This window comes from Hyphomicrobium sp. (genome assembly GCF_003987855.1).
In the GTDB taxonomy this organism is placed as follows: Bacteria; Pseudomonadota; Alphaproteobacteria; order Rhizobiales; family Hyphomicrobiaceae; genus Hyphomicrobium_B.
Window position 1 is genome coordinate 1 of record NZ_RXIZ01000009.1, and the last position, 20,625, is coordinate 20,625.

General features: G+C 58.9%; 20 protein-coding genes. 8 read left to right on the forward strand and 12 right to left on the reverse strand.

Annotation, left to right across the window (positions count from 1 at the left end):
* Positions 1 to 57 precede the first annotated feature (57 nt).
* Positions 58 to 588, forward strand: coding sequence for a 2-amino-4-hydroxy-6-hydroxymethyldihydropteridine diphosphokinase (folK, locus tag EKK30_RS08770; RefSeq protein ID WP_290983352.1), 531 nt, complete (start codon positions 58 to 60; stop codon positions 586 to 588).
* A 56-nt stretch (positions 589 to 644) separates the two neighbouring features.
* Here the strand turns inward: folK and EKK30_RS08775 are convergent, their stop codons facing one another.
* The 6 genes from EKK30_RS08775 to pqqA form a co-directional block, all read right to left on the reverse strand.
* Complete coding sequence (locus EKK30_RS08775) at positions 645 to 1,001, reverse strand: cytochrome c family protein (RefSeq protein WP_290983355.1); 357 nt, start codon at positions 999 to 1,001, stop codon at positions 645 to 647.
* 170 nt (positions 1,002 to 1,171) lie between these two features.
* The gene (gene pqqE, locus EKK30_RS08780; protein WP_290983357.1) at positions 1,172 to 2,332 is read right to left on the reverse strand and encodes a pyrroloquinoline quinone biosynthesis protein PqqE; all 1,161 of its coding nucleotides are present in this window, start codon (positions 2,330 to 2,332) and stop codon (positions 1,172 to 1,174) included.
* A gap of 29 nt (positions 2,333 to 2,361) precedes the next feature.
* Entirely contained in the window at positions 2,362 to 2,667 is a 306-nt protein-coding gene (pqqD, locus tag EKK30_RS08785) for a pyrroloquinoline quinone biosynthesis peptide chaperone PqqD (RefSeq protein ID WP_290983360.1), read from the reverse strand.
* Positions 2,668 to 2,670: 3 nt separating this feature from the next.
* Positions 2,671 to 3,447: a pyrroloquinoline-quinone synthase PqqC gene (pqqC, locus tag EKK30_RS08790; protein ID WP_290983363.1), complete on the reverse strand. Its 777-nt coding sequence runs from the start codon at positions 3,445 to 3,447 to the stop codon at positions 2,671 to 2,673.
* The gene (pqqB, locus tag EKK30_RS08795; protein WP_290983366.1) at positions 3,444 to 4,376 is read right to left on the reverse strand and encodes a pyrroloquinoline quinone biosynthesis protein PqqB; all 933 of its coding nucleotides are present in this window, start codon (positions 4,374 to 4,376) and stop codon (positions 3,444 to 3,446) included. The genes pqqC and pqqB overlap by 4 nt, the downstream gene beginning before the upstream one ends.
* 145 nt (positions 4,377 to 4,521) lie before the next feature.
* The gene (gene pqqA / locus EKK30_RS08800) at positions 4,522 to 4,611 is read right to left on the reverse strand and encodes a pyrroloquinoline quinone precursor peptide PqqA (protein WP_013947273.1); all 90 of its coding nucleotides are present in this window, start codon (positions 4,609 to 4,611) and stop codon (positions 4,522 to 4,524) included.
* A gap of 577 nt (positions 4,612 to 5,188) precedes the next feature.
* Between pqqA and EKK30_RS08805 the strand changes: the two genes are divergently transcribed.
* Together EKK30_RS08805 and EKK30_RS08810 are read left to right on the forward strand one after the other, a co-directional pair.
* Entirely contained in the window at positions 5,189 to 6,973 is a 1,785-nt protein-coding gene (locus tag EKK30_RS08805; RefSeq protein WP_290983368.1) for a flavodoxin domain-containing protein, read from the forward strand.
* A 50-nt stretch (positions 6,974 to 7,023) separates the two neighbouring features.
* Entirely contained in the window at positions 7,024 to 8,757 is a 1,734-nt protein-coding gene (locus tag EKK30_RS08810) for an NADPH-dependent assimilatory sulfite reductase hemoprotein subunit (protein ID WP_290983371.1), read from the forward strand.
* A gap of 9 nt (positions 8,758 to 8,766) precedes the next feature.
* Here EKK30_RS08810 and EKK30_RS08815 read toward each other — a convergent pair whose 3' ends face one another.
* The gene (locus EKK30_RS08815) at positions 8,767 to 9,231 is read right to left on the reverse strand and encodes a hypothetical protein (protein ID WP_290983374.1); all 465 of its coding nucleotides are present in this window, start codon (positions 9,229 to 9,231) and stop codon (positions 8,767 to 8,769) included.
* A gap of 259 nt (positions 9,232 to 9,490) precedes the next feature.
* On the opposite strand from EKK30_RS08815, the gene EKK30_RS08820 reads away from it, so the two are divergent.
* Complete coding sequence (locus EKK30_RS08820; RefSeq protein WP_290983377.1) at positions 9,491 to 10,000, forward strand: GNAT family N-acetyltransferase; 510 nt, start codon at positions 9,491 to 9,493, stop codon at positions 9,998 to 10,000.
* Positions 9,997 to 11,628: a citramalate synthase gene (gene cimA / locus EKK30_RS08825; RefSeq protein ID WP_290983380.1), complete on the forward strand. Its 1,632-nt coding sequence runs from the start codon at positions 9,997 to 9,999 to the stop codon at positions 11,626 to 11,628. The genes EKK30_RS08820 and cimA overlap by 4 nt, the downstream gene beginning before the upstream one ends.
* 6 nt (positions 11,629 to 11,634) lie before the next feature.
* Here the strand turns inward: cimA and EKK30_RS08830 are convergent, their stop codons facing one another.
* From EKK30_RS08830 to EKK30_RS08850, 5 genes are all read right to left on the reverse strand, one after another.
* Positions 11,635 to 11,874: a hypothetical protein gene (locus EKK30_RS08830; RefSeq protein ID WP_290983383.1), complete on the reverse strand. Its 240-nt coding sequence runs from the start codon at positions 11,872 to 11,874 to the stop codon at positions 11,635 to 11,637.
* A 63-nt stretch (positions 11,875 to 11,937) separates the two neighbouring features.
* Positions 11,938 to 12,237: a MoaD/ThiS family protein gene (locus EKK30_RS08835; RefSeq protein ID WP_290983386.1), complete on the reverse strand. Its 300-nt coding sequence runs from the start codon at positions 12,235 to 12,237 to the stop codon at positions 11,938 to 11,940.
* Positions 12,234 to 13,349, reverse strand: coding sequence for an exo-alpha-sialidase (locus tag EKK30_RS08840; protein WP_290983389.1), 1,116 nt, complete (start codon positions 13,347 to 13,349; stop codon positions 12,234 to 12,236). The genes EKK30_RS08835 and EKK30_RS08840 overlap by 4 nt, the downstream gene beginning before the upstream one ends.
* Before the next feature lie 178 nt (positions 13,350 to 13,527).
* Positions 13,528 to 13,854 (reverse strand): thiosulfate oxidation carrier complex protein SoxZ, encoded by a 327-nt coding sequence (soxZ, locus tag EKK30_RS08845; RefSeq protein WP_290983392.1) that lies wholly within the window; start codon positions 13,852 to 13,854, stop codon positions 13,528 to 13,530.
* Between the two features lie 13 nt (positions 13,855 to 13,867).
* A complete protein-coding gene (locus tag EKK30_RS08850; protein ID WP_290983395.1) occupies positions 13,868 to 14,212 on the reverse strand; it encodes a thiosulfate oxidation carrier protein SoxY in 345 nt (114 codons plus the stop codon).
* Positions 14,213 to 14,544: 332 nt separating this feature from the next.
* Between EKK30_RS08850 and EKK30_RS08855 the strand changes: the two genes are divergently transcribed.
* From EKK30_RS08855 to EKK30_RS08865, 3 genes are all read left to right on the forward strand, one after another.
* Positions 14,545 to 15,864 (forward strand): NAD(P)/FAD-dependent oxidoreductase, encoded by a 1,320-nt coding sequence (locus EKK30_RS08855; RefSeq protein ID WP_290983398.1) that lies wholly within the window; start codon positions 14,545 to 14,547, stop codon positions 15,862 to 15,864.
* 218 nt (positions 15,865 to 16,082) lie between these two features.
* Positions 16,083 to 18,560, forward strand: a complete 2,478-nt coding sequence (locus EKK30_RS08860) for an acyl-CoA dehydrogenase (protein WP_290983400.1) — start codon at positions 16,083 to 16,085, stop codon at positions 18,558 to 18,560.
* 31 nt (positions 18,561 to 18,591) lie between these two features.
* Positions 18,592 to 20,610 carry a 3-hydroxyacyl-CoA dehydrogenase NAD-binding domain-containing protein gene (locus EKK30_RS08865; RefSeq protein ID WP_290983403.1) on the forward strand — a complete coding sequence of 673 codons (2,019 nt, stop codon included), beginning with the start codon at positions 18,592 to 18,594 and terminating at the stop codon, positions 20,608 to 20,610.
* Positions 20,611 to 20,625 lie beyond the last annotated feature (15 nt).

The window sequence follows — 20,625 nt, forward strand, 5'->3', positions numbered from 1 at the left end:
GAAGGCACGCCGGGCGGCGATATGCGCTTCGCCTACATCAAGTACGACTGACCGGCGATGAAGAAAAGTTCTGGCGCCGCTCCCGCCATCAGCGGATTTCCGCCCGGTTGTGACGCCATTATCGCCCTTGGTACGAATATGGGCGACCGGGTTCTCAATATCGAACGGGCAATCGAGATCCTCGGTCGTGCCGGCGACATTGATGTCGTCAGCCGCTCGCGGCTCTATCGGACGGCGCCCTGGGGTGTCATCGATCAGGACTGGTTCGTGAATGCCTGCGTTGGTGTCAGAACGACGCTCTCACCCCATGAGCTTCTCGGGCGCTGCCAGGCGGTTGAAAACGAGATGGGTCGCGTCCGAACGCGGCATTGGGGTCCGCGGATCATCGATGTCGATATTCTCGCGATGGGCGCGAGCTGCATAAATCTGCCTGATCTTGTCGTGCCGCACCCGCTGATCGCGGAACGGAGCTTTGTCCTCGTTCCTTTGAGAGACATCGCGCCGAACATCGCCTTAGACGGTCAAAGCATCGATGAGCTTTTAAAGGCGGTTGGCGGTGACGACGTGGTTCCACTCGATCATCGATAAAACAAAGCACCGCGAAGATGATTCTTCGCGGTGCTTTGTATTGATATCAGATCGGCTTACTTCAGCGTTGCGAGATACGCGATAAGGTTGGCGCGATCCGTTGCATCCTTGATGCCGGGGAAGATCATCTTCGTGCCGGGAACGTCCTTGCTCGGACCCTGCAGCCACTTGTCCAAGGCTGCCTCGTCCCAGGTGATGCCCGACTTCTTCAGAGCTTCTGAATAGTTGTAGTCAGCAACCGAAGCGGCCTTGCGGCCGACAATGCCGCCAAGGTGCGGGCCGACAGCGTTCTTGTCGACCTGATGGCATGCTTTGCACTTGTTGAAGACCGTCTTGCCTGCTTCGGCATCGGCGGCCATGCCGACCGACGGAACAGCAGCGATCATCGCGATCGCCAGAACCCACTTGCGCATTCTGATTTCCTTCCCGTTTCGCCTGAGCGATACTTGAAACGCAGCAACTCTTAGCTCAGCCGCAGGAAATTGGCATTTTTTTTCTGAACCGGACCAGAACAGAATGCCGCACCGGCTAGGTCTTTGGTCGCTCTCTCCCGCACTGCACACGCAGTACTTTTTCTTAGAAATTACTCAGCCGCGGGCGCTTTCGCGGGTGCCATACGCCGGTAGACAAATGGAGGCGGGGTCTGCTCGGCGCTTTCCTGTTCCGCCGCGGCTACGAAGGCGCCGTGATGCGGAGAAAGTTTGCACGCCGGGTCGGTATTGGCCGCATCGCCTGTGAACGCCATCGCCTGGCAGCGGCAACCGCCGAAATCGATCTCGGCGCGCGGGCAACTCCGGCAAGGTTCCTTCATCCAGCTCGTGCCGCGGTATTTCTGGAAAGCCTGGCCGTTGAGCCAGATGTCGGCCAGGGGACGATCCTTGACGTTGTCGAACACCAAGCCTGGAACCGACTCCGAGGCGTGGCAGGGGAGAACCCGGCCTTGCGGGGTGACGTTCATCACGCCGCGTCCCCAACCGCCCATGCAAGGCTTGGGTGTTTTGGCATAATAATCCGGAACCACGAAGTCGAAGACCATGACGCCCTTCAACCGTTCCTTGGCCGCCTCAACAATTTCGGCGCTCTTTAGAACTTGGGCGCGGGTCGGCATCAGCGCCGCACGGTTCTTCAGCGCCCACGCGTAATATTGGATGTTCGCGACCTCGATGCGGCCTGCACCCATTTCAACAGCAAATTCGATGATGTTCGGCAGGTTTTCGATGTTGAGGCGATGGATCGGCGCGTTGATGGTGAGCGGCATGTCGAACTCGCGCACCCACTTGCCCACTTCGCGCTTTTTCGCGAGCCCGTTCTTGTAGGCGGAGATCTTCTCTGCGTTCACGTCGTCGACGTCTTGGATCGACAGCTGTACGTGATCGAGACCAAGCTCTTTCAGACGCTTCAGCCGGTCGCGCGTGAGGGTGACGCCTGCGGTGATGAGGTTGGTGTAAAGACCGACTTTGGCTGCAACTTCGACAATGTCCTCCAGGTCTTTGCGAACCGTGGGCTCACCCCCGGAAAGATGGATCTGCAGGATGCCAAGGTCTGCGGCTTGGCGCATCACATCCTGCCACTGCTCGGTGGTCAGCTCGCTGTTGACGCGGTCAAGTTCGAGAGGGTTGGAGCAATACGGGCATTGGAGCGGGCAGCGATGCGTCAGCTCCGCAAGCAGACCGACCGGCGCGCGAGCGCACGCTTCGACAACCGGCTTTTCGGAGAATTGCTCCATCGGCGCTATTTCGTTCATGACGTCAGCTCCGTTGATCCCGGTTTTCCTCAAGCGGCTTTGACAACGCCTTTGTCCGAAAGCTCTTGAAGCATTGATATCGTGTCGTTCAGTATTTCTTGCAGTGGCGCGTTGTAGTCTTTCGCAAGATCAGTGGCGATCTGCTCGACCGAAGTGACGCCGTCACAACGCTTGAGAATCTCGATGGCGATGGGATCCGGCTCGAACACGCGCTCCGGCGCAAGGACGTGCCAACGGCCGCGGCCTGGATCGTGTCTGAGCTTTATGTGGGTAGGAAGTGCCGGTTTTGAAGCCGGCACGATGATCACACGTGTGCGAGTTGTGTCGCTGCTCATGCCTCAAGCCTCGGGCCGGAATGCGCCGGGCGGCACGTGGCCGTCGACGTAGGCATGATAGAGCGCATCAAGCTGAACCCAAAGCACGTTGCACTTGAAGCGGACAGCATCAACGCATGCTTCCTGTTCCTCGCGCGTCTTGGCGTTCTGCAAGACGTATTGCAAAGCGAAGTCCGCGTCACGCGGCGCCTGCGTGAGGCGGCGTTTGAAATAGGCCATCACCTTGTCATCGATGAAGTCATAGTTTTCCAGCATCCCCGAGATCCGCTCTTTATGGATCTTTGGGGCGAAAAGCTCTGTCAACGAGGACGCCACAGCGATCGTCAGCGGCTGCTCACGAACGAACGTGACGTAGGATTCTACCGCAAAGACCGTAGCTGGAAGAGCACCACGCCGCGAGATGACATAGTCGCGATCGAGGCCGAGGCCATCGGTCAAAACAAGCCAACGTTCGATGCCGCCCTGCTCGTCAGGAAGGAGACCGTCGTGATCGAGGATGCGGTGCGTCCACTCGCGCCGAAGCTCGCGATCGTAAACGCGGCTGATGAGGGCCGCGTCCTTGCGCGGAACGGCGGATTGATAGCAAAACCGATTGAGCGCCCAGGCTTGCACCTGACCCTTATTGAGCTTGCCCCCGTGCAGCATGTGATGAAACGGGTGCAGATCGTGGTAGCGCTCCGGGCCAACAGCGCGAAGAGCGGCTTCAAATTCGGATGTCGACATCGGCGGCTCGTTGCCGCGACGTTCAGCGGTTTTCTTTTCAAGGCTTACCGGATTCATAGGCGGACCTCCATGCCGTCGAAGCCGACTTCCCAACCGGATGCTTCAACGACTTTACGGGCTTCTGAGTTTTCGTCCAGGATTGGGTTAGAATTGTTGATGTGGACGTAAATCCGTCGTTTCACGTTGAGGCTGCTCAAAGCGGCAATCGAGCCATCCGGTCCCGAGACGGAGATATGACCCATTCGCTTGCCCGTTTTATTCAACAAGCCTTGGGTCAGCATTTCGTCATCGGTAAACAGCGTGCCGTCCAAAAAGATCAAGTCGGCGCCTCGGATCTTATCCGCCAGCGGTGGATCAATCTCTGCCACGCCGGGGATGTAGAAGAATGCTTTGCCGGTTTTTGAATCGGTGACTTTCAGGCCGATCGTATCGCCGTCGCGGCTTCCGAAATTGTTGTCCGCGCCGCCCTTCTCGAGAAACAGTGCAATCTTCCCTGGTACAGCGAAGGCCTCGACGATCAATCCGAGATCCGTTCCTGCTCCTTCAAGTCGTGTCGGCTTGTCGAGTTCGAACACCGTGCGCTTGACCGTGTCGGCCGCAAGGACATCGAAAATCGAATTGGAGTTGAGCGTCGCAAGCACGCGGTCGGACGCATAAATCGTGAAGGGCTGGCCTTCCCGCAAGCTCAATAGGCCGGTGATGTGATCGACGTCGGCATTCGTCACGACGACCGCCTTGATAGGAGAGGCGCGTAACGGCCCAGAGCGAGCGGGTTGCAGTTCGGGCGTCTCGTTGATCTGCTGGCGAATGTCGGGAGATGCGTTGAGCAAGACCCAGTCGTCGCCGTTTGCGCTGACGGCGAGAGAGGATTGCAGCCGAGGCTTGTATCCCGCTTCTCCAGCCCTGACCCGGGATGAGTGGAAGCCGTTGCAATTCCATTGCGGAAATCCACCCCCAGCGGCGGATCCGAGCACTTTTATGATCATTGATGCTGAACTTGGTTACGCCGGCTGGTCGCCGAAGCCGGCAGCGCTCTCATGCTTGGAGAGCATACAGCTACGGCGGCCGATCATTCCAATCGACCGCCGCGCCGCTATCTCACAAGTCCTGCGAGATCAGTGACATCACCGGTTAGATGAGGTCGATCTCAGCCGGAAGGTAGCTCGTAACTTCGAGGCCGACTTCCTGCTCGCGAACTTCGGGCTTCGTCCAAGTCTTCATGGTGTTTCCTCCAAGCGGTAAACTGCTTTCCTACCTTGCAGACCCCGCCGAGGGCCCACTCAATTGGTGCAGGCACTTATGTTTTGTGCCGACCCAATCTGCGGATCGTCCTTTCAAAGTCAAGGCTCGAAACCGCTGTCGAGCGCTAAGAAGCACGTTCGCAGAGTTCTTTTCAAATCAAGGCCTTTCACGTCTGCGTGTGGGCCTGATCCAACCCAGGCACTGAGCACCTGCGAGACGAGCCCACCGGGCATGGGCGATCATAGCGGCGCGCCGGGTCCAGCGATATTCGACCGGCCATGTGTCGCTTTGTCTAGTATATTAGAAGATAATTCTTATTTTTGGGTAGGATGCCGCAGGTCAGTAGAAAATTGTTCTAAAATAAACTAAGAACCATCCCAGCGAGCGACTGGTGCTCGCTTCCCAGTGGCATCGGGTCGGCTTTATTAGGAAATACCCGTTAGCGAGTTCAGAGCAGCCGCCACTCTCTGACTAATTTAGGCTTTTCCCGGATACTAAGGCGCGCTAGGTCGACGCCTTGGGCGCCGGATGGCGAAGCCCGACGAGGAGATCTTTCGTGACCGCGACCCCGCTGCTTCCGCGCAACGCGCCGTTTTTGCCGGAAGAGATCGAGATGCTGAACAAGGTGGTTGCGCGGACAACTCCGCAGCAACGCTCTTGGTTGGCGGGTTTTTTTGCTGGTTTTGAAGCTGCGCAGGGTGGCGGGCTCGCTCAGGCGGTCCCGACGGCGAAGCCGCGGGCGCCATTGACGATCCTTTACGCGAGTGAGAGCGGCAACTCGGAGGCTCTCGCAAACAAAGCGAAGAAGATTGCCCAGAAGCACGGTTTGGACGCCAAGGTCTTCGATATGGCGGACGCCGACATGGCGTTGCTCGCCAAAGCCAAGAACATTGTCGTATTCGCCGCGACGTGGGGCGAGGGTGATCCCCCCTCGCGCGCGGTCGACTTCTATCAAACCCTCTTGAGTGACGCTGCGCCTCGGATCGATGGCGTGCGCTTCGCGGTGCTGGCGCTGGGCGATACGGCGTATGCGCAGTTCTGCGCTGTTGGGCGCGCAATCGATGCCCGGCTTGAAGAACTTGGGGGCGTTCGCGCTTTCGATCGCGCCGATCTCGATCTCGATTACGCGAAGCAGGCCGCTGACTGGACCGACAAGGCGCTCGGTAAACTTGCTCCCAAGGACGAGCAAGGTGCAGGCGGCACGGTGGTCCACGTCGACTTTGGTGCCGCTGCTCCTCAGACGGACGACGACGAGCCCAAGTATACTGCCGAGCATCCGCTCGAAGCAGAAATTTCGACCCTCATCAATCTCAACGGCACCGGATCGACGCGCGAGACCTGGCATGCCGAGTTCACGTTCGACGATCCCGCGTTCACGTATCAACCAGGCGATGCAATCGGCATGTATCCGGAAAACGATCCGGCGCTTGTCGATGAACTATTGCAAACGGTCGGCCTCGGATCGGACGCAGCGCTGCTTCTCAAGCTGCAGAAGTCCTACGATGTGACGACGCTTTCGCGATCGTTCGTCGAAAACTATGCCAAGCTTACGGGGCGCTCGGATGCCAAGGCGCTTCTTGAAGGTGAAGCGTACCCGAAATTCGCAGCCGACCGGCAGCTCATTGATTTCTTCGCGACCTATCCGGAGAAGCTCACGGCCGAGCAGCTGACAGGTCTTCTGCGTCCGCTTCCCGGGCGGCTTTACTCAGTCGCCTCGAGCCTCAAAGCGCATCCGGGAGAAGCACATCTTCTCGTTGGCGCCGTGCGCTGGCAATCGCACGGCCGCGTCCGCAAGGGCGTGTCTTCGACGTTCCTTGGAGAGCGCCGGAAGGCTGGTCAAACGGCGCGCATCTACGTCAAGCCGAACCGCCACTATCGTCTGCCGCCGGATGGCCACACGCCGATCATCATGATCGGTGCGGGCACCGGAATTGCCCCGTATCGCGCTTTTATCGAGGAGCGCGTCGCCGATGGAGCCAAGGGCAAGAGCTGGTTGTTTTTCGGCGAGCGGAACTTCACCAACGACTTCCTCTATCAGCTCGAGTGGCAAGAGTATCTGGAATCGGGTGATCTCACGCGGATCGACGTCGCCTTCTCTCGCGATCAGCCGGAGAAGATTTATGTGCAGCATCGACTCTGGGAGCGTCGCGATGACTTGCGCGCTTGGTTGGAGGAGGGCGCGCACATCTATGTTTGCGGCGACGAGCAGGGTATGGCCAAGGACGTCGACCAGATGCTGGTCAAGATCCTCGCCGAGCCGCTCAAAGGCGATGAAGACGCCGGGCGCGCGAAGCTCAAGGAATTGACTAAGGCCGGCCGCTATCAGCGCGACGTCTACTGATTGAAATTCTCCCGCCGCCGAAGTTGCGCGACGGGACCGGGAACACAGCAATGACCGATAAGCGCTCGAAGAACGAGTTCATCAAGGAACAAAGCCACCAGCTGCGCGGCACGCTCGCCGAAGGCCTGAAGAAAGTCGAGACCGGCGCGATCGCCGAAGACGATCAGCAGCTCATCAAATTTCACGGCTCCTACATCCAGGACGATCGCGACGTTCGAGGTGAAAGGTCCAAGAAGAAGCTCGAGAAGGCGTATGCCTTCATGATCCGTCTGCGTATTCCGGGAGGGTACCTGGGCGCCAAGCAATGGATCGGGCTCGACAACATTGCCAGCACCTACGCCAACGGTTCGATGCGCTTGACGACCCGGGAAACGTTCCAGTTTCACGGTGTCATCAAATCCAACCTGAAGCGCACGATGCAGGCGTTCAATGACATTTGTCTCGATACGCTCGCTGCGTGCGGCGACGTCAATCGCAACGTCATGACGGCCGCCAATCCTGATCTCTCAAAGGCGCATCGGCAGGCCTATGATCTCGGCAAAGCGATCAGCGAGCACTTGCTGCCCAGGACTGGCGCCTACCACGAGATCTGGCTCGACGGCGAAAAGGTCGAAGACAGGTCGGGCCCGGCGAAGAAGGATGAAGAGCCGATCTACGGCGTCCATTACCTGCCACGCAAATTCAAAGTCGTCGTCGCCGTGCCACCGGACAACGATGTCGACATCTATGCCCACGATCTCGGGTATATCGCGATCATCGAAAAGGGCGAGCTCGTCGGCTGGAATGTCACGGTCGGTGGCGGCATGGGCATGACCCACGGCGACACGAATACCTTCCCGCGGGCAGCCGATCTCTTGGGCTTTTGCACGCCTGAGCAGGCCATAAAGGTCGCCGAAACGGTCGTGACGGTTCAACGCGACTGGGGAAATCGCGAGAATCGGGCGCGTGCCCGACTGAAGTATACGATCGAAGATCGAGGTCTCGATAATTTCCGTGCCGAGGTCGAGAAGCGCGCCGGCTTCGCGTTAGGCCAGCCGAAGCCATTCAATTTCACGAGCACCGGCGACAGGATCGGATGGCGTCAGACGATCGACGGAAAGAAGTCTGCCGACAAGCCGTGGCACTTGACATTGTTCGTAGAGAACGGACGCATCAAGGATCGTCCGGGCTACACGCTGCGAACGGCCCTTCGCGAGATCGCCGATCTCGGCATTTGCGACTTCGTATGCACGGCAAACCAGAACGTCATCCTTGCGAACGTGGCTGCGAAATCCAAGGCGAAGATTGAGAGCATCCTGAAGAAGCATGGGATCGCGCTTGATGTTTCGTCGGGCCTGCGTCGCAACGCGATGGCCTGCGTCGCCTTGCCGACGTGCGGACTGGCCTTGGCCGAAAGCGAGCGGTTCCTTCCCGATCTTGTGACGGCTCTGGAAGATAGCCTGGATCGAGCTGGCTTGACGCAAGACGACATCGTCATCCGCATGACCGGTTGCCCTAACGGCTGTGCGCGGCCTTATCTCGCCGAGATCGGCTTGGTCGGCCGTAACCCCGGCCTTTACAACCTCTATCTGGGTGCAGCGTTCAATGGCTCCCGCCTGTCGAAGCTATACGCACAGGACATCGACAAGCAGCGCATAGTTTCGCTTTTGGAGCCGATCTTCATCAACTATGCGAAGACGCGGAAAGAGGGCGAGCGCTTCGGGGATTTCACCATCCGTTCGGGGTACGTGAACGCGACGCTGGCCGGCAACCAGTTTCACGCCGACATCAAGCTGGCCCAATAGCCCCGGCTGTCAGGATTCTTCCGCCTCGGCCTTGCTCGGTGCGCTTTCGCGATAAAAGACCGGAACCTCGATCAGCCTGAAGAATGCCGACAACCGCGCAGCGTCATGGAATTGCTCCATGCGTGAAATCTGCAGGCCGCGAAACATGATTATCTGCCGATACGTTGCCGACAGCGTTTGGCCTGTTTCGCGATCGGTCAGAAAATAGGAGACGCGTGACCGGCCTATGCCCGAATGGAATTGAAAGCTCTCAAGCACCGCCATGCCGCTGACTTTCGAGGCGATGCCGCGGAGAAACGTTTCCATCTCCGACTTGCCATGGATCACCAATGGCGGAGCTGACGCTTGCTCCGCATTTCTTTGAAACCAGATATCGTCGGCATATGTGCGAAGGACTGCATCGATGTCGCCCGCGCTCCAGGCTCGGTGCGCCTCGTCGACGACCGCTTTGGCTGTCTCGTAGTTCAGCGGCATGCGTTTCTCGGGTGTAAGCGGACCCTCCATATACTACCTTAGTCTTAGGGCCCCTAAGGCTAACGTCAATGGCATAAACGAATGAAAACCAGGGATGTGTTTGCCGTACATTGCCGCCGAAAAGCGTGCCGAGGACATCAAGAAGGGACTTGCCAGCCCTCAGGCTTGGCGATAGGCCCCGTGAGCATCCCAAAAGTTGGCTTCATTCAAAGCGGCGCATCCCGGCCGTGAGACAAAACATTTAGCCGGTCCCAATCCTATGTCCGACGAATACCCGCTTCGCCCCTTTCTTCCCGCCGATGCGATGGCGCTTCGCGATCTCTTCGCGCAATCGATCGACGAACTGACGGTCGACGACTACGACGAGGACCAAAGAATTGCCTGGGCGGCGAGCGCGGAAGATGCAGCCGAATTCCGGTCGCGTCTTGGGCAAGCGCTGACGCTTGTGGTGCAGCTCGACGGCGAGTACCTGGGCTTTGGCTCGCTCAAGGACAACAAGACCATCGATATGCTTTATGTACATCCCGATTATGCCGGCGAAGGGGTGGGTACGGCGCTCGCCGAAGCGCTTGAAAAAATTGCGAGGGCCAGGGGGGCTGAGGCGGTGACCGTGGATGCGAGCGATACGGCAGTCCCATTCTTCGAGCGGCGCGGCTACGTTGCGACGCAGCGCAACTCTGTTCCGCGCGACGATCAGTGGCTTTCCAACACCACCATGATAAAGCGGCTGGCCGAGAGCCCGACCAAGAAGCCATCGAAGCCGTCATGAGCAAGGAACGCCTTTATCTATTCGACACGACGTTGCGCGACGGAGCGCAGACGACAGGCGTCGACTTTTCGCTGGAAGACAAGCGGCGTCTGATGCGCGTGCTTGATGAACTGGGCGTCGATTACATCGAGGGCGGCTATCCAGGCGCCAACGCGACCGATAGCGAACTGTTCAACGTGCGTCCGGATTTGAAATCGGCCCGCTTTACCGCCTTCGGCATGACAAAGCGCGCCGGGCGTTCTGTCTCGAATGATCCGGGTTTCCAGGCAGTCTTGCAGTCCAGCGCCGACAGCATCTGCCTTGTTGCGAAGTCTTCGGACTATCAAGTCCGTGTCGCGCTCGGAATCACCAACGAGGAAAATCTCGAAGCCGTGGATCAGTCGGTGCGCGCCGTCGTCGAGACACAGCGAGAAGCGATGATCGACTGCGAGCATTTCTTCGACGGGTACAAATCGAACCGCGATTATGCGCTGGCCGTCGCCAAGACGGCCTTTGACGCGGGTGCGCGCTGGGTCGTGCTCTGCGATACCAATGGTGGCACGCTTCCGCACGAGGTCGAGCGGATCGTTGCCGACGTTGCTCAGCACGTTCCGGGCGCCAGTCTCGGCATTCACACGCACAATGATACGGAAAACGCCGTAGCCAATACCTTGATGGCGGTGCGGGCCGGTTGCCGCCAAATCCAGGGAACTTTGAATGGATTGGGCGAGCGGTGCGGCAACGCAAATCTGACGTCGATCATTCCGACGCTTCTTTTGAAGAGCGAATTTGCCGATTACTTCGAAACCTCGGTTACGCCGGAGAAGCTCCGTACTCTGACGCACGCCAGCCGGGTGCTCGACGAAGTGCTGAACGAAGCGCCGAACAGGCACGCGCCCTACGTCGGGGAGAGCGCCTTTGCGACCAAAGCAGGCATTCACGCTTCCGCGCTTATGAAGGCGCCGGAGACATACGAACACGTGCCGCCTGAAAGCGTAGGTAACGAACGCAGGATCCTGGTTTCCAAGCAGGGTGGCAGGTCGTCGCTCACCTCTGCGCTCGATCGACTCGGCTTGCCTTCGGACAAGGACGACATCCGCGTTCAGGCTCTGCTTGATGAGGTCAAGGCGCGCGAAGATCTCGGCTATTCCTATGAGGCCGCGGAAGCTTCTTTCGAGTTGCTGGCGCGCCGCGCGCTCGCCACCGTGCCACGTTATTTCTCAGTCGATAACTTCCGCGTCACGGTCGAGCGCAAGGAAGAGCGATCCAAGTCGCACAACGGGAACGGCACTGTTTCGCAAGCGGTCGTGACGGTTTCGATCGCGGGTGACGATGCCGCCCTCGTCTCGGTGGGTGAAGGTAACGGCCCGGTCAATGCACTCGATAAGGCGCTCCGAAGCGACCTCGGCCGCTATCAGAAGCATATCGAGCATGTTGAACTGGTGGACTATAAGGTTCGTATTCTGACGCAAACGCGGGACGGCGGTACCGCTTCGGTCACGCGCGTTCTCGTCGAGAGCCACGATACCGAAACCGGTGATCGCTGGACGACAGTCGGCGTGTCGCCGAACATCATCGATGCGAGCTTCGAAGCGCTGCTTGACTCGATCAATTACAAGCTTCTGCGCGATAATGCGCGCGTAGGCTAATTGCCGTCACATCCAGCTCTTGCCGTCCTGCCCCTGGCAGCCCATTGGGGGCAGTGCCGTCGGGAAATTCCCATGCAGCTTGTCGCAGCCCCACTTGCGCAAGGGTGCGGGCAGGACACTGTTGATCTGGATGCCCACTTCTTCATACGGGCTCGTCTTGTTCGTCACGTAATTGTACCAGCGCTGACCGAAGAAGATCAGCCCTGCTACGATGATGATGAAAACTGTTCGGATCGCTTTGCGCATCAGCCATTCCCAGAATCGTGCCGAGACATTGGCCGATCTTCGACGGTCAGGGAATAGCCGATCTCAGCCGCCGGCGATCGCGCCCACGATGAGGAAAGGCTGCGCGCCGCTGATGACTTCGGCCGGCAACGGCGCGTCAGGTGGTTCGTGCGAGATGTCTCGCTGACAGGCAAAAAATCGCAAGAATGCCCGGCGCTTTTGCGTTCCATGATCCCGGATTGTGCCGCGTAGTACCGGATATGAGCTTTCGAGCGCATCGAGCAAAGCCCTCTGCGTAGCGGCGGTCTCTCCCAGATCGACCGTTACTTCGCCGTTGATGTTGGCATGCTTACGTAGATGCGACGGCAGCACGACGCGGATCATGAGAGCGTTTGCACTTCAACAGACAGCACGGCAGGAAGATCGCGGACGATGGTCGTCCAGCTATCACCGGCGTCGGCAGAGCCGTAGACTTGCCCTCCTGTCGTACCGAAATAGACACCGCAAGAGTCAAGCGTGTCGACGGCCATCGCATCGCGCAGCACGTTCACGTAGCAGTTGGATTGCGGCAGTCCCTTCGTCAAAGGCTCCCAATCATTGCCGCCCGTTCGGCTGCGCCATACGCGCAATTGGCCATCGAGTGGAAAGTGCTCGGCATCGCTTTTGATCGGAACGACGTAGATCGTCTCTGGCTCATGCGCGTGCACGTCGATGACGAATCCGAAATCAGTGGGGAGGTTGCCACTCACTTCGTGCCAGGAATTACCAGCATCGTTGGAACGCATCACATCCCAATGTTTCTGCATGTATAGGACGTCAGGGCGTGATGGGTGCAAGGCGAGGCGATGTACGCAATGGCCAACCTCAGCCGTTGGATCGGGGATGTACTGCGATTTGAGTCCCTGGTTTATGGGCCGCCACGTCGCCCCACCATCATCGGTTCGAAAGGCGCCTGCGGCTGAAATCGCGATGAACATGCGCTTTGGATCTTTTGGATCGAGCAGAATAGTGTGGAGGCACATTCCTCCGGCGCCCGGCTGCCATTTCGGCCCAGATCCGTGGCCACGCAAACCAGATAATTCGGCCCACGATTTGCCGCCGTCCTTGGATTGGAAAAGGGCCGCGTCCTCCACGCCGGCGTACACGATGTCAGGATCGGTCAGCGAGGGCTCGATATGCCAAACACGCTTGAATTCCCAAGGGTGCGGGGTCCCATCGTACCATTGATGCGTTCCGGGAACGCCGTCGTAAGCGAATGTGTTGTCAACGGCTTCCCATGTTTTACCGCCGTCGCTCGATCGTTGGATTTGCTGGCCGAACCAGCCGCTCGATTGTGAGGCGTAGATCCGGTTGGGATCGGCGGGTGAGCCTTTGACGTGGTAGATTTCCCAGCCGGCGAAATGCGGCCCGCTGACGTCCCAGTCCTGGCGCTTGCCATCGGATGTCAGGATGAATGCGCCTTTGCGCGTGCCAACCAGTAATCGAACGCCAGTCATGTCACCTCCCGATTTACTTCGGCAGCCACATGTACCTTCGGCTGAAGGCCAATTTTCGGCCGCTGCTAGCCTCAAGACGAACGGTGAGGTGAGGGGCCGACAGTTTCCCTGAAAAAATTCGGACGACCGTAGTGGACCTATTGCGCCTGCCAATGGGATCGGTCGAGGCGCGAGCATTCTATGCAATGTTCAGTGGGGCTGTCGCGACGGTTTGAACGCCGTCATCGTCGGTCCAGGTGACCTCGATGATACCCGGTCCCGGTACCCGCATCTGAAACGCAAGATAAGGATTGGCGGAGATCCCGGGGCCGAACTCAGCACGAAAGACCTCACGGCCATCAAATTTCGCTACGAAGGAATTGATAATATCTCGCGGAATCGGCTTGCCGTTCTTATCGCGACGATTGCCCGTTTCCATTTCGTGACGGACAAGCGTCTTCACTTCGATAACGTCACCCTGTTTGATGATGTCCGGAAGCTTGATGCGCGGATTGGTTGCTGCCATTCGCTTAAGTTCCTCAGATACCACAGCCGCCGATGAGGACCTTCACGCCCGTCGTGGAGATCAGCATTTCGCCACCAGACTTCACAGCCAGCACGATGACGTCTTGCGTCTTTGCCAGACGCATCCGGCTCTGCACCCGCGCGACGGCATTCAGCGGAGACAAATGGAACGTGGCGACATGGGCGTGGGGGTTGGCGGTCGAAAGCAGATGGATGGCGCTGACATAATCAGTCTCCGTCATCGGGCTATCTACGGCGATCGTTATCGGAACGAAGTTCCCGTTGTCGGCCGTTTCGGGGAGATCGACGGTGATCTTGCCTTCTACTGGTGCGGCGTTCCCCACGAGCTTGGCGAACACCTCTTTGAATTCCGCACTTCTCTCGGATGGCAAGGCGGAAGGGACTTCGTCTCCCCTGGCGATGAATGGTGACAAGCTAACGGCCGCGGCCGCAGTCGTGAGAAAGGTCCGTCGGTTAAGAATTGAGAGTGCGATGCTGTGGCCCACGCGCGCGGCCTCGGATGACTAAGAGATTGTCATTTAGGAAGCGAGGGGCCGAAGCTCCAACACCTTACCGTTTATTTTCCTGACACGGCGGGGCCGGCATGGCAAATGTCGCTGGAAAAGAAGGTGATCGAAATCGGGCCAGCCCGCCAAGCTGAGGTCGGAATACCAGAAATCTGGGGCAGGAAATGACTGATATTACGCGCCGGGATTTCAACCGGGTGGCGGGGGCTGCGGGACTGGCCGCGATCTTGGAACTGCCAAGGCCGGCGCTTGCCGCCGGTGTGGCGCGTGTCGTGATTGTCGGCGGCGGTCCGGGAGGCGCGGGAGTCGCGAACCGCCTCAAGACGGCGGACGCAAATCTCGACGTCGTGCTTGTCGAGCCCAAGGAGCGATACACAACCTGCTTCTACTCGAACCTTTATCTCGGTGGCTTTCGTACTTTCAAATCGATTACCCACGACTATGAGGGCGTGAAGAGGCGCGGGATCAACGTCATCACAGATACCGTGACCGGCATCGATACGGCGGCGAAAAAGGTGACGCTCGCGAAGGGGCAACCGCTCACCTACGATCGTCTCGTCGTGGCGCCAGGTATCGATTTCAAATGGGATGCGATCGAGGGCTATTCGCCGGAAGCAGCCAAGATCATGCCTCATGCCTGGCAAGGGGGCGCACAGACGTGGCTCTTGAAGGAGAAGCTTTTGGCACTGCCCGACGGGGGATTGGTCGTCATGTCTATTCCTCCCAATCCTTATCGCTGTCCTCCTGGGCCCTACGAGCGCGCCTGCATGATCGCGCATTTTCTGAAGACCAAGAAGCCGAAGGCGAAGCTGGTCATCTTCGATGCGAAGAAAACGTACTCGAAGCAAGCGGTGTTCGAGGAAGCGTTCGACGAGTATTACAAGGGTATCGTCGAGATAAATCTGACGAACGAGATTGACGATTTTTCCGTCGTCAAAGTTGATGCGAAGACGGGCGTCGTGACGACCAAGGCTGGACGTTCGGAACGCGCGGCGCTCGCAAATATTATTCCGCCTCAGAAGGCCGGAGCCATAGCTGCGAGCTCGGGTTTGACAGACGGCGACTGGTGTCCCGTCGATCCCGTCAACTTCACGTCTACCAAAGCCAAGGACGTGTATGTTTTGGGGGATGCGGCAATCGCCAACGACATGCCGAAGTCCGCCTATTCGGCGCTCAGCCAGGCCGGTGTCGTGGCCGCAGATATCATTGCCGACCTTCGGGGGAAGCCGCGAGAAACGGGCCGCTACCGCAATACCTGTTGGTCTATGGTTGCGCCCGACAACAGTGCCAAGATCGGCGGCGATTATGTGCCGGCTACCAAGGACGGAAAGCACTATCTCGAGGTGAAAGAACCCTTCATTTCCAAACCTGATGACAGTGCTGACATGCGCCGGCAAGTCTTCCAGGAAAGCGCCGATTGGTATCAGACGATTTGCGAAGACTTATTCGGAGAGACGCCGCTTCCGAATTTCCGCAATCCTTAAACTTTGTCGCGCAGCATCGGGACTAGGCCTGAGTGTGGGTCAATGTATCTGCAAGATTAGGTGCTGCCGCACAATCGTGATTAATTAGCCTCAGAATGTGGTCCATGCCGCCCTGGACTTTTGCGAGCGGTTTACCCGAGTTGACGTATACGTCAACGGATGGTAACGGGCCACGCTAAGACTATCGCCCTGCGGCAGCCCTTACGGGAGGCACGGAAATGGCACCGGTCGTTCTTGTTTTATTGGCGCTGGTCGCCTTCTTGGCGCTTGGCATGCTCCGGGTTCCCCTTTGGGGCTGGGCGGCTGCCGTCGGTGTCTGGACGCTTCTGGCGACTGGCGGCCACGTAGGACTGTTTTCGGCGGTTGCCTGGCTGCCCTTCCTCGCGCTCGCGGTGCTGTCGATACCGAGCGTACGGCGTAGCGTGATCGTCGCGCCTGTCTTTGCACAAGTCCGCAAAATTCTCCCCCGCGTTTCAGATACCGAGGCTCAGGCCTTGGAGGCCGGAACGGTCGGCTTTGACGCCGAACTTTTTTCCGGCGCGCCGGATTGGAATACGCTGAAGTCGGTTCCGCCGATCGAATTGACGGCAGAGGAGCGCGCGTTTCTCGACGGCCCCACTGAAGATCTCTGCCGCATGATCGACGACTGGCAGGTGCGTCACGCTCTTCACGAAGTGCCTGAAGAGATCTGGGACTTCGTCAAGCGCAACGGCTTCCTTGGCATGCTCATCTCGAAGGAGCACGGCGGCCTCGGGTTCTCGCCTCAGGCGCAGTCGCTCATCCTCGGCAAGATAGCCTCCCGCTCGCCCGATGTCGTGACGATCGTCATGGTGCCGAACTCGCTTGGGCCGGGCGAACTCATCGAGAAGTACGGCACGGACGAGCAGAAGCACTATTACCTGCCCCGCCTGGCGAAAGGCGAAGAGGTTCCCTGCTTCTCGCTGACTGGGCCGACGTCGGGTTCTGACGCCGCCACAATGCGCGATGTGGGATACGTCACGCGTGGGACTTTCAAAGGCCAAGAGACGCTTGGCATTCGGCTCTCATGGGACAAGCGCTACATTACGCTGGGTCCTAAAGCGACGCTCGTCGGCCTCGCATTCCGCCTGTTCGATACCGACAACCTGCTCGGAAAGGGCGAGGACATCGGGATCACGCTCGCGCTCATTCCTGCCGATCACCCTGGCGTCAATATTGGTCGGCGGCATCTGCCATCCGGGGCTGCATTTCCAAACGGCCCCAACTGGGGCAATGACGTCTTCATCCCCATGGATTGGGTTATCGGCGGCGACAAGATGGCCGGCAACGGCTGGCGCATGCTGATGGAATGCCTCTCGGCTGGCCGCGCGATTTCGCTGCCGTCGTCCGCGACGGCGGGTGCGAAGATGATGCTGCGCGTGACCTCCGCGTACGCCCGCATTCGCAAGCAGTTCGGCTTGCCCGTGTCGCGCATGGAGGGCATCGAGGAACCGCTCGTGCGCATCATCGAAACGGCGTACGTCAACGAGGCTGCGCGTGCGATGACGGCAGCGATGGTTTCACGCGGCGAGAAGCCGTCCGTCATCTCGGCACTGATGAAATATCAGACGACCGAGAAGATGCGACACGCTGTGAATGACGCCATGGATATCCACGGTGGTCGCGGGATCTGCGATGGCCCGGCAAACTATCTGCAGTCTGCCTACCAGATGGTCCCTGTCGGGATCACGGTCGAAGGCGCGAATATTCTGACACGCACCCTGATCACGTTCGCCCAAGGGGCGCTGCGCTCGCACCCGTATCTCTACAAGGAAGTGCAGGCCGCTCAGGATCCGGACAAGCGGCGCGGGCTCGATGCTTTCGAAGCGGCTTTTAACAATCACATCGCGTTCTCGCTTTCGAACGCTACGGGCGGCTTTGTGCACAATTTGACGGGCGGTGCGTTCGTCAAAGCGCCGGACGACGCTCTGCGCATGTCGCACTGGTATCGCCAGCTCGGTCGCGCCAGCCGCTCTTATGCATTTGTCGCCGATCTCACGGTCGCGCTTCTGGGCGGCGGATTGAAAACGAAGCAGAAGATCACAGGCCGGATGGCGGACGCCTTATCCGAACTCTACATGCTTTCCGCTACCCTCAAACGCTATGACGATGACGGCCGTCCGGATGGCGATGAATTGATCGTCCAGCTTGCCGCCGAGAATGCTCTCTACCGCTTCCAGGAAGCTATGAGCGGCGTGATCGAGAACTTCCCTGTTCGCTGGGCCCAGCCTTTGATGAGCGTCGTTGTCTTCCCGTTAGGCCGGCGCCACAGGCCCGCGTCGGACGTCTTGGGCCATCAAGTCGCACGGCATGTCCTTCAGCCTGGCGAAGTGCGTGATCGTCTGACCCGCGATATCTTCGTCTCCAAGGATGTGAACGATCCCACCGGCATCCTCGAGGTGACGCTCGAAAAAGTGATTGCCGCCGAGCCCGTCGAGAAGAAGCTCGAAAAAGCAATCCGCGACGGGGTTGTTCGGAGATATCACGGTAGCGACTGGTTCGCAGATGCGCATCTCAAGGGCGTGATTACCGCCGATGAAGCCGACCAGCTTCGCGAGGTTGAACGGCTTGTGGCGCGGGTCATTGCTGTCGATCATTTCGATCCCCAGGAAGTCAAACCGAATTATGTGACGCTCGGCCACAACGCTCGCGGCGCCGAGAGTCTCGCGGCGGAATGAACCCCGCGCCAATTTTTTGTTGAGGTGTACGATGACGGAATTCGCGGCTGAACCGAGCATTATCGAACTCAAGGACTGGCGCTACTGGGTCGACGGCGAGGGGATTGCCTGGGCGATCTTTGATCGCGAAGGCGAGAGCATGAATTCGCTTGGTCGCCGCCCGATCGAAGAACTCGCGAGGATCATCTCGCAAGCCGAGACAGATGCCGCGGCTAAGAAGATCCGCGGGCTCGTCATCATGTCGGGCAAGGAACGCGGTTTCGTCGTCGGGGCCGACATCCGGGAGTTCGAGACGTTCACGAGCGAGCAGGATGTCGTTGCGGCGTTGAAGCCGGTGAACGAGCTGTTCGAGCGGATCGAGAAACTTTCGGTTCCCGTCGTGGCTGCGATCCACGGCGTGTGCGTCGGCGGCGGTCTCGAACTGATCCTGGCCTGCCACTACCGTATCGCCACGCGCGATGATTCCACCCGGGTTGGCTTCCCGGAAGTGAAGCTCGGCATTTTCCCGGGATTCAACGGCACCGCGCGTTCGATCAGACAGGCCGGTCCTATGGCTGCCATGCAGGCAATGCTGACTGGCGGCATGATCCGCGCTTCGGTTGCCAAGCCACAGGGTTTCATCGATCAGCTGGTCAACAGCCCCGGAGAATTGCATTGGGCGGCGCGCAAGGCCGTCTTGCAGAACCGCCGCTCTACGCCGGCAGGCTCCGCGAAAGCGATCCTTGCCAAGTGGCCAGCGCGCGGGTTCCTCGCCGGGAAGATCCGACAGGAAACGGAGAAGAAGGTTCGCGAGGATCATTATCCGGCGCCGTTCCGGCTAATCGACCTCTTCGAGAAATTTGGCGGCGATCTCGAAGCAATGAAGCGCGAGGAGACAAAGGCGTTCGCGCCCCTCATGATGTCGGATACGTCGAAAAACCTGCGGCGGGTGTTCCGGCTGACTGAGCTCCTAAAAGGACAGGCGCCGAAGGGTTTCAAATGGCGACCGAGCCGCGTTCATGTCATCGGCGCGGGCACGATGGGCGCTGATATCGCCGGTGTCTGCGTCGCATCCGGCATGGAGGTAACGCTCCAGGACATTTCGGCTGAACAGCTGGAAAAAGGTATCAAGGCGCAGGGAAAGCTGTTCGCGAAGAAGTTCAAGACCAAGGCGGCGCGCGATGCGGCCAAGGCACGTTTAATCGCCGATCCGGAAGGCAAAGGCGTGGCCCGGGCCGACGTCGTCATTGAAGCGATCGTCGAACGCCTGGATATCAAGCAGAAGCTGTTCGCTGATCTGGAAGCGAGGGTCAAACCCGGTGCGGTGCTCGCCACCAATACGTCCTCACTGAAGCTCGAAGACATTGCGGCGCCGATGAAGGATCCTGGCCGTCTGATCGGCCTCCACTTCTTCTCGCCGGTGGCGCAGATGCCTTTAGTGGAAGTTGTTCGCGGCAACGGCACCCGAGATGACGAAGTGAAAAAGGGCGCGACCTTCGTCACCTCCATCGACAAATTCCCGCTGATCACGAAGGACGTGCCGGGCTTCCTCGTCAATAAAGTTCTCACCCCCTACATGTTCGCGGCCATGACACGGCTTGAACAGGGCGAGGACAAGGAAAAGATCGACGAAGCGGCGCGGACCTTCGGAATGCCGATGGGTCCGATCGAATTGGCCGACAACGTCGGTCTCGACATCTGCGCTCACGTCGCCAAGATTCTTGGGCAGTCGAGCGAAGGCTCGCGACTCGATCGTCTCGTGGCTTCTGGACGGCTTGGTAAGAAGACGGGCGAGGGCTTCTACGTCTGGAAGGACGGCAAGCCCGTCAAGTCTGAGAAGAAGTTTGCGAAAGCGGAACTTGAGCTTCTCGGCCGCGAGCTCGTCGCACCGATGATCGATGAAGCCCAAAAATCTCTCGACGATGGTGTCGTCGAGACGGCCGATCTCGTCGATGCTGGTATGATCTTCGGCACAGGGTTCGCGCCATTCCGAGGCGGTCCATTGCACTACCGGGCAAGTCTCGCGCAAAAGGGCGCGCAGCCTCCCACGCAGGCGGCAGCGGCTGAGTAAGAAAACAATTCTCAC

Bases quoted from the DNA above. Each gene is read 5' to 3' on its own strand.
- EKK30_RS08860 (WP_290983400.1), top strand. From the start codon at position 16,083: ATGGCACCGGTCGTTCTTGTTTTATTGGCGCTGGTCGCCTTCTTGGCG.
- cimA (WP_290983380.1), top strand. From the start codon at position 9,997: ATGAGCAAGGAACGCCTTTATCTATTCGACACGACGTTGCGCGACGGA.
- EKK30_RS08815 (WP_290983374.1), bottom strand. From the start codon at position 9,231: ATGCCGCTGAACTACGAGACAGCCAAAGCGGTCGTCGACGAGGCGCAC.
- EKK30_RS08840 (WP_290983389.1), bottom strand. From the start codon at position 13,349: ATGACTGGCGTTCGATTACTGGTTGGCACGCGCAAAGGCGCATTCATC.
- EKK30_RS08855 (WP_290983398.1), top strand. From the start codon at position 14,545: ATGACTGATATTACGCGCCGGGATTTCAACCGGGTGGCGGGGGCTGCG.
- EKK30_RS08775 (WP_290983355.1), bottom strand. From the start codon at position 1,001: ATGCGCAAGTGGGTTCTGGCGATCGCGATGATCGCTGCTGTTCCGTCG.
- EKK30_RS08820 (WP_290983377.1), top strand. From the start codon at position 9,491: ATGTCCGACGAATACCCGCTTCGCCCCTTTCTTCCCGCCGATGCGATG.
- folK (WP_290983352.1), top strand. From the start codon at position 58: ATGAAGAAAAGTTCTGGCGCCGCTCCCGCCATCAGCGGATTTCCGCCC.
- EKK30_RS08830 (WP_290983383.1), bottom strand. From the start codon at position 11,874: ATGCGCAAAGCGATCCGAACAGTTTTCATCATCATCGTAGCAGGGCTG.
- pqqB (WP_290983366.1), bottom strand. From the start codon at position 4,376: ATGATCATAAAAGTGCTCGGATCCGCCGCTGGGGGTGGATTTCCGCAA.
- pqqE (WP_290983357.1), bottom strand. From the start codon at position 2,332: ATGAACGAAATAGCGCCGATGGAGCAATTCTCCGAAAAGCCGGTTGTC.
- pqqA (WP_013947273.1), bottom strand. From the start codon at position 4,611: ATGAAGACTTGGACGAAGCCCGAAGTTCGCGAGCAGGAAGTCGGCCTC.
- soxZ (WP_290983392.1), bottom strand. From the start codon at position 13,854: ATGGCAGCAACCAATCCGCGCATCAAGCTTCCGGACATCATCAAACAG.
- pqqD (WP_290983360.1), bottom strand. From the start codon at position 2,667: ATGAGCAGCGACACAACTCGCACACGTGTGATCATCGTGCCGGCTTCA.
- pqqC (WP_290983363.1), bottom strand. From the start codon at position 3,447: ATGAATCCGGTAAGCCTTGAAAAGAAAACCGCTGAACGTCGCGGCAAC.
- EKK30_RS08865 (WP_290983403.1), top strand. From the start codon at position 18,592: ATGACGGAATTCGCGGCTGAACCGAGCATTATCGAACTCAAGGACTGG.
- EKK30_RS08810 (WP_290983371.1), top strand. From the start codon at position 7,024: ATGACCGATAAGCGCTCGAAGAACGAGTTCATCAAGGAACAAAGCCAC.
- EKK30_RS08835 (WP_290983386.1), bottom strand. From the start codon at position 12,237: ATGATCCGCGTCGTGCTGCCGTCGCATCTACGTAAGCATGCCAACATC.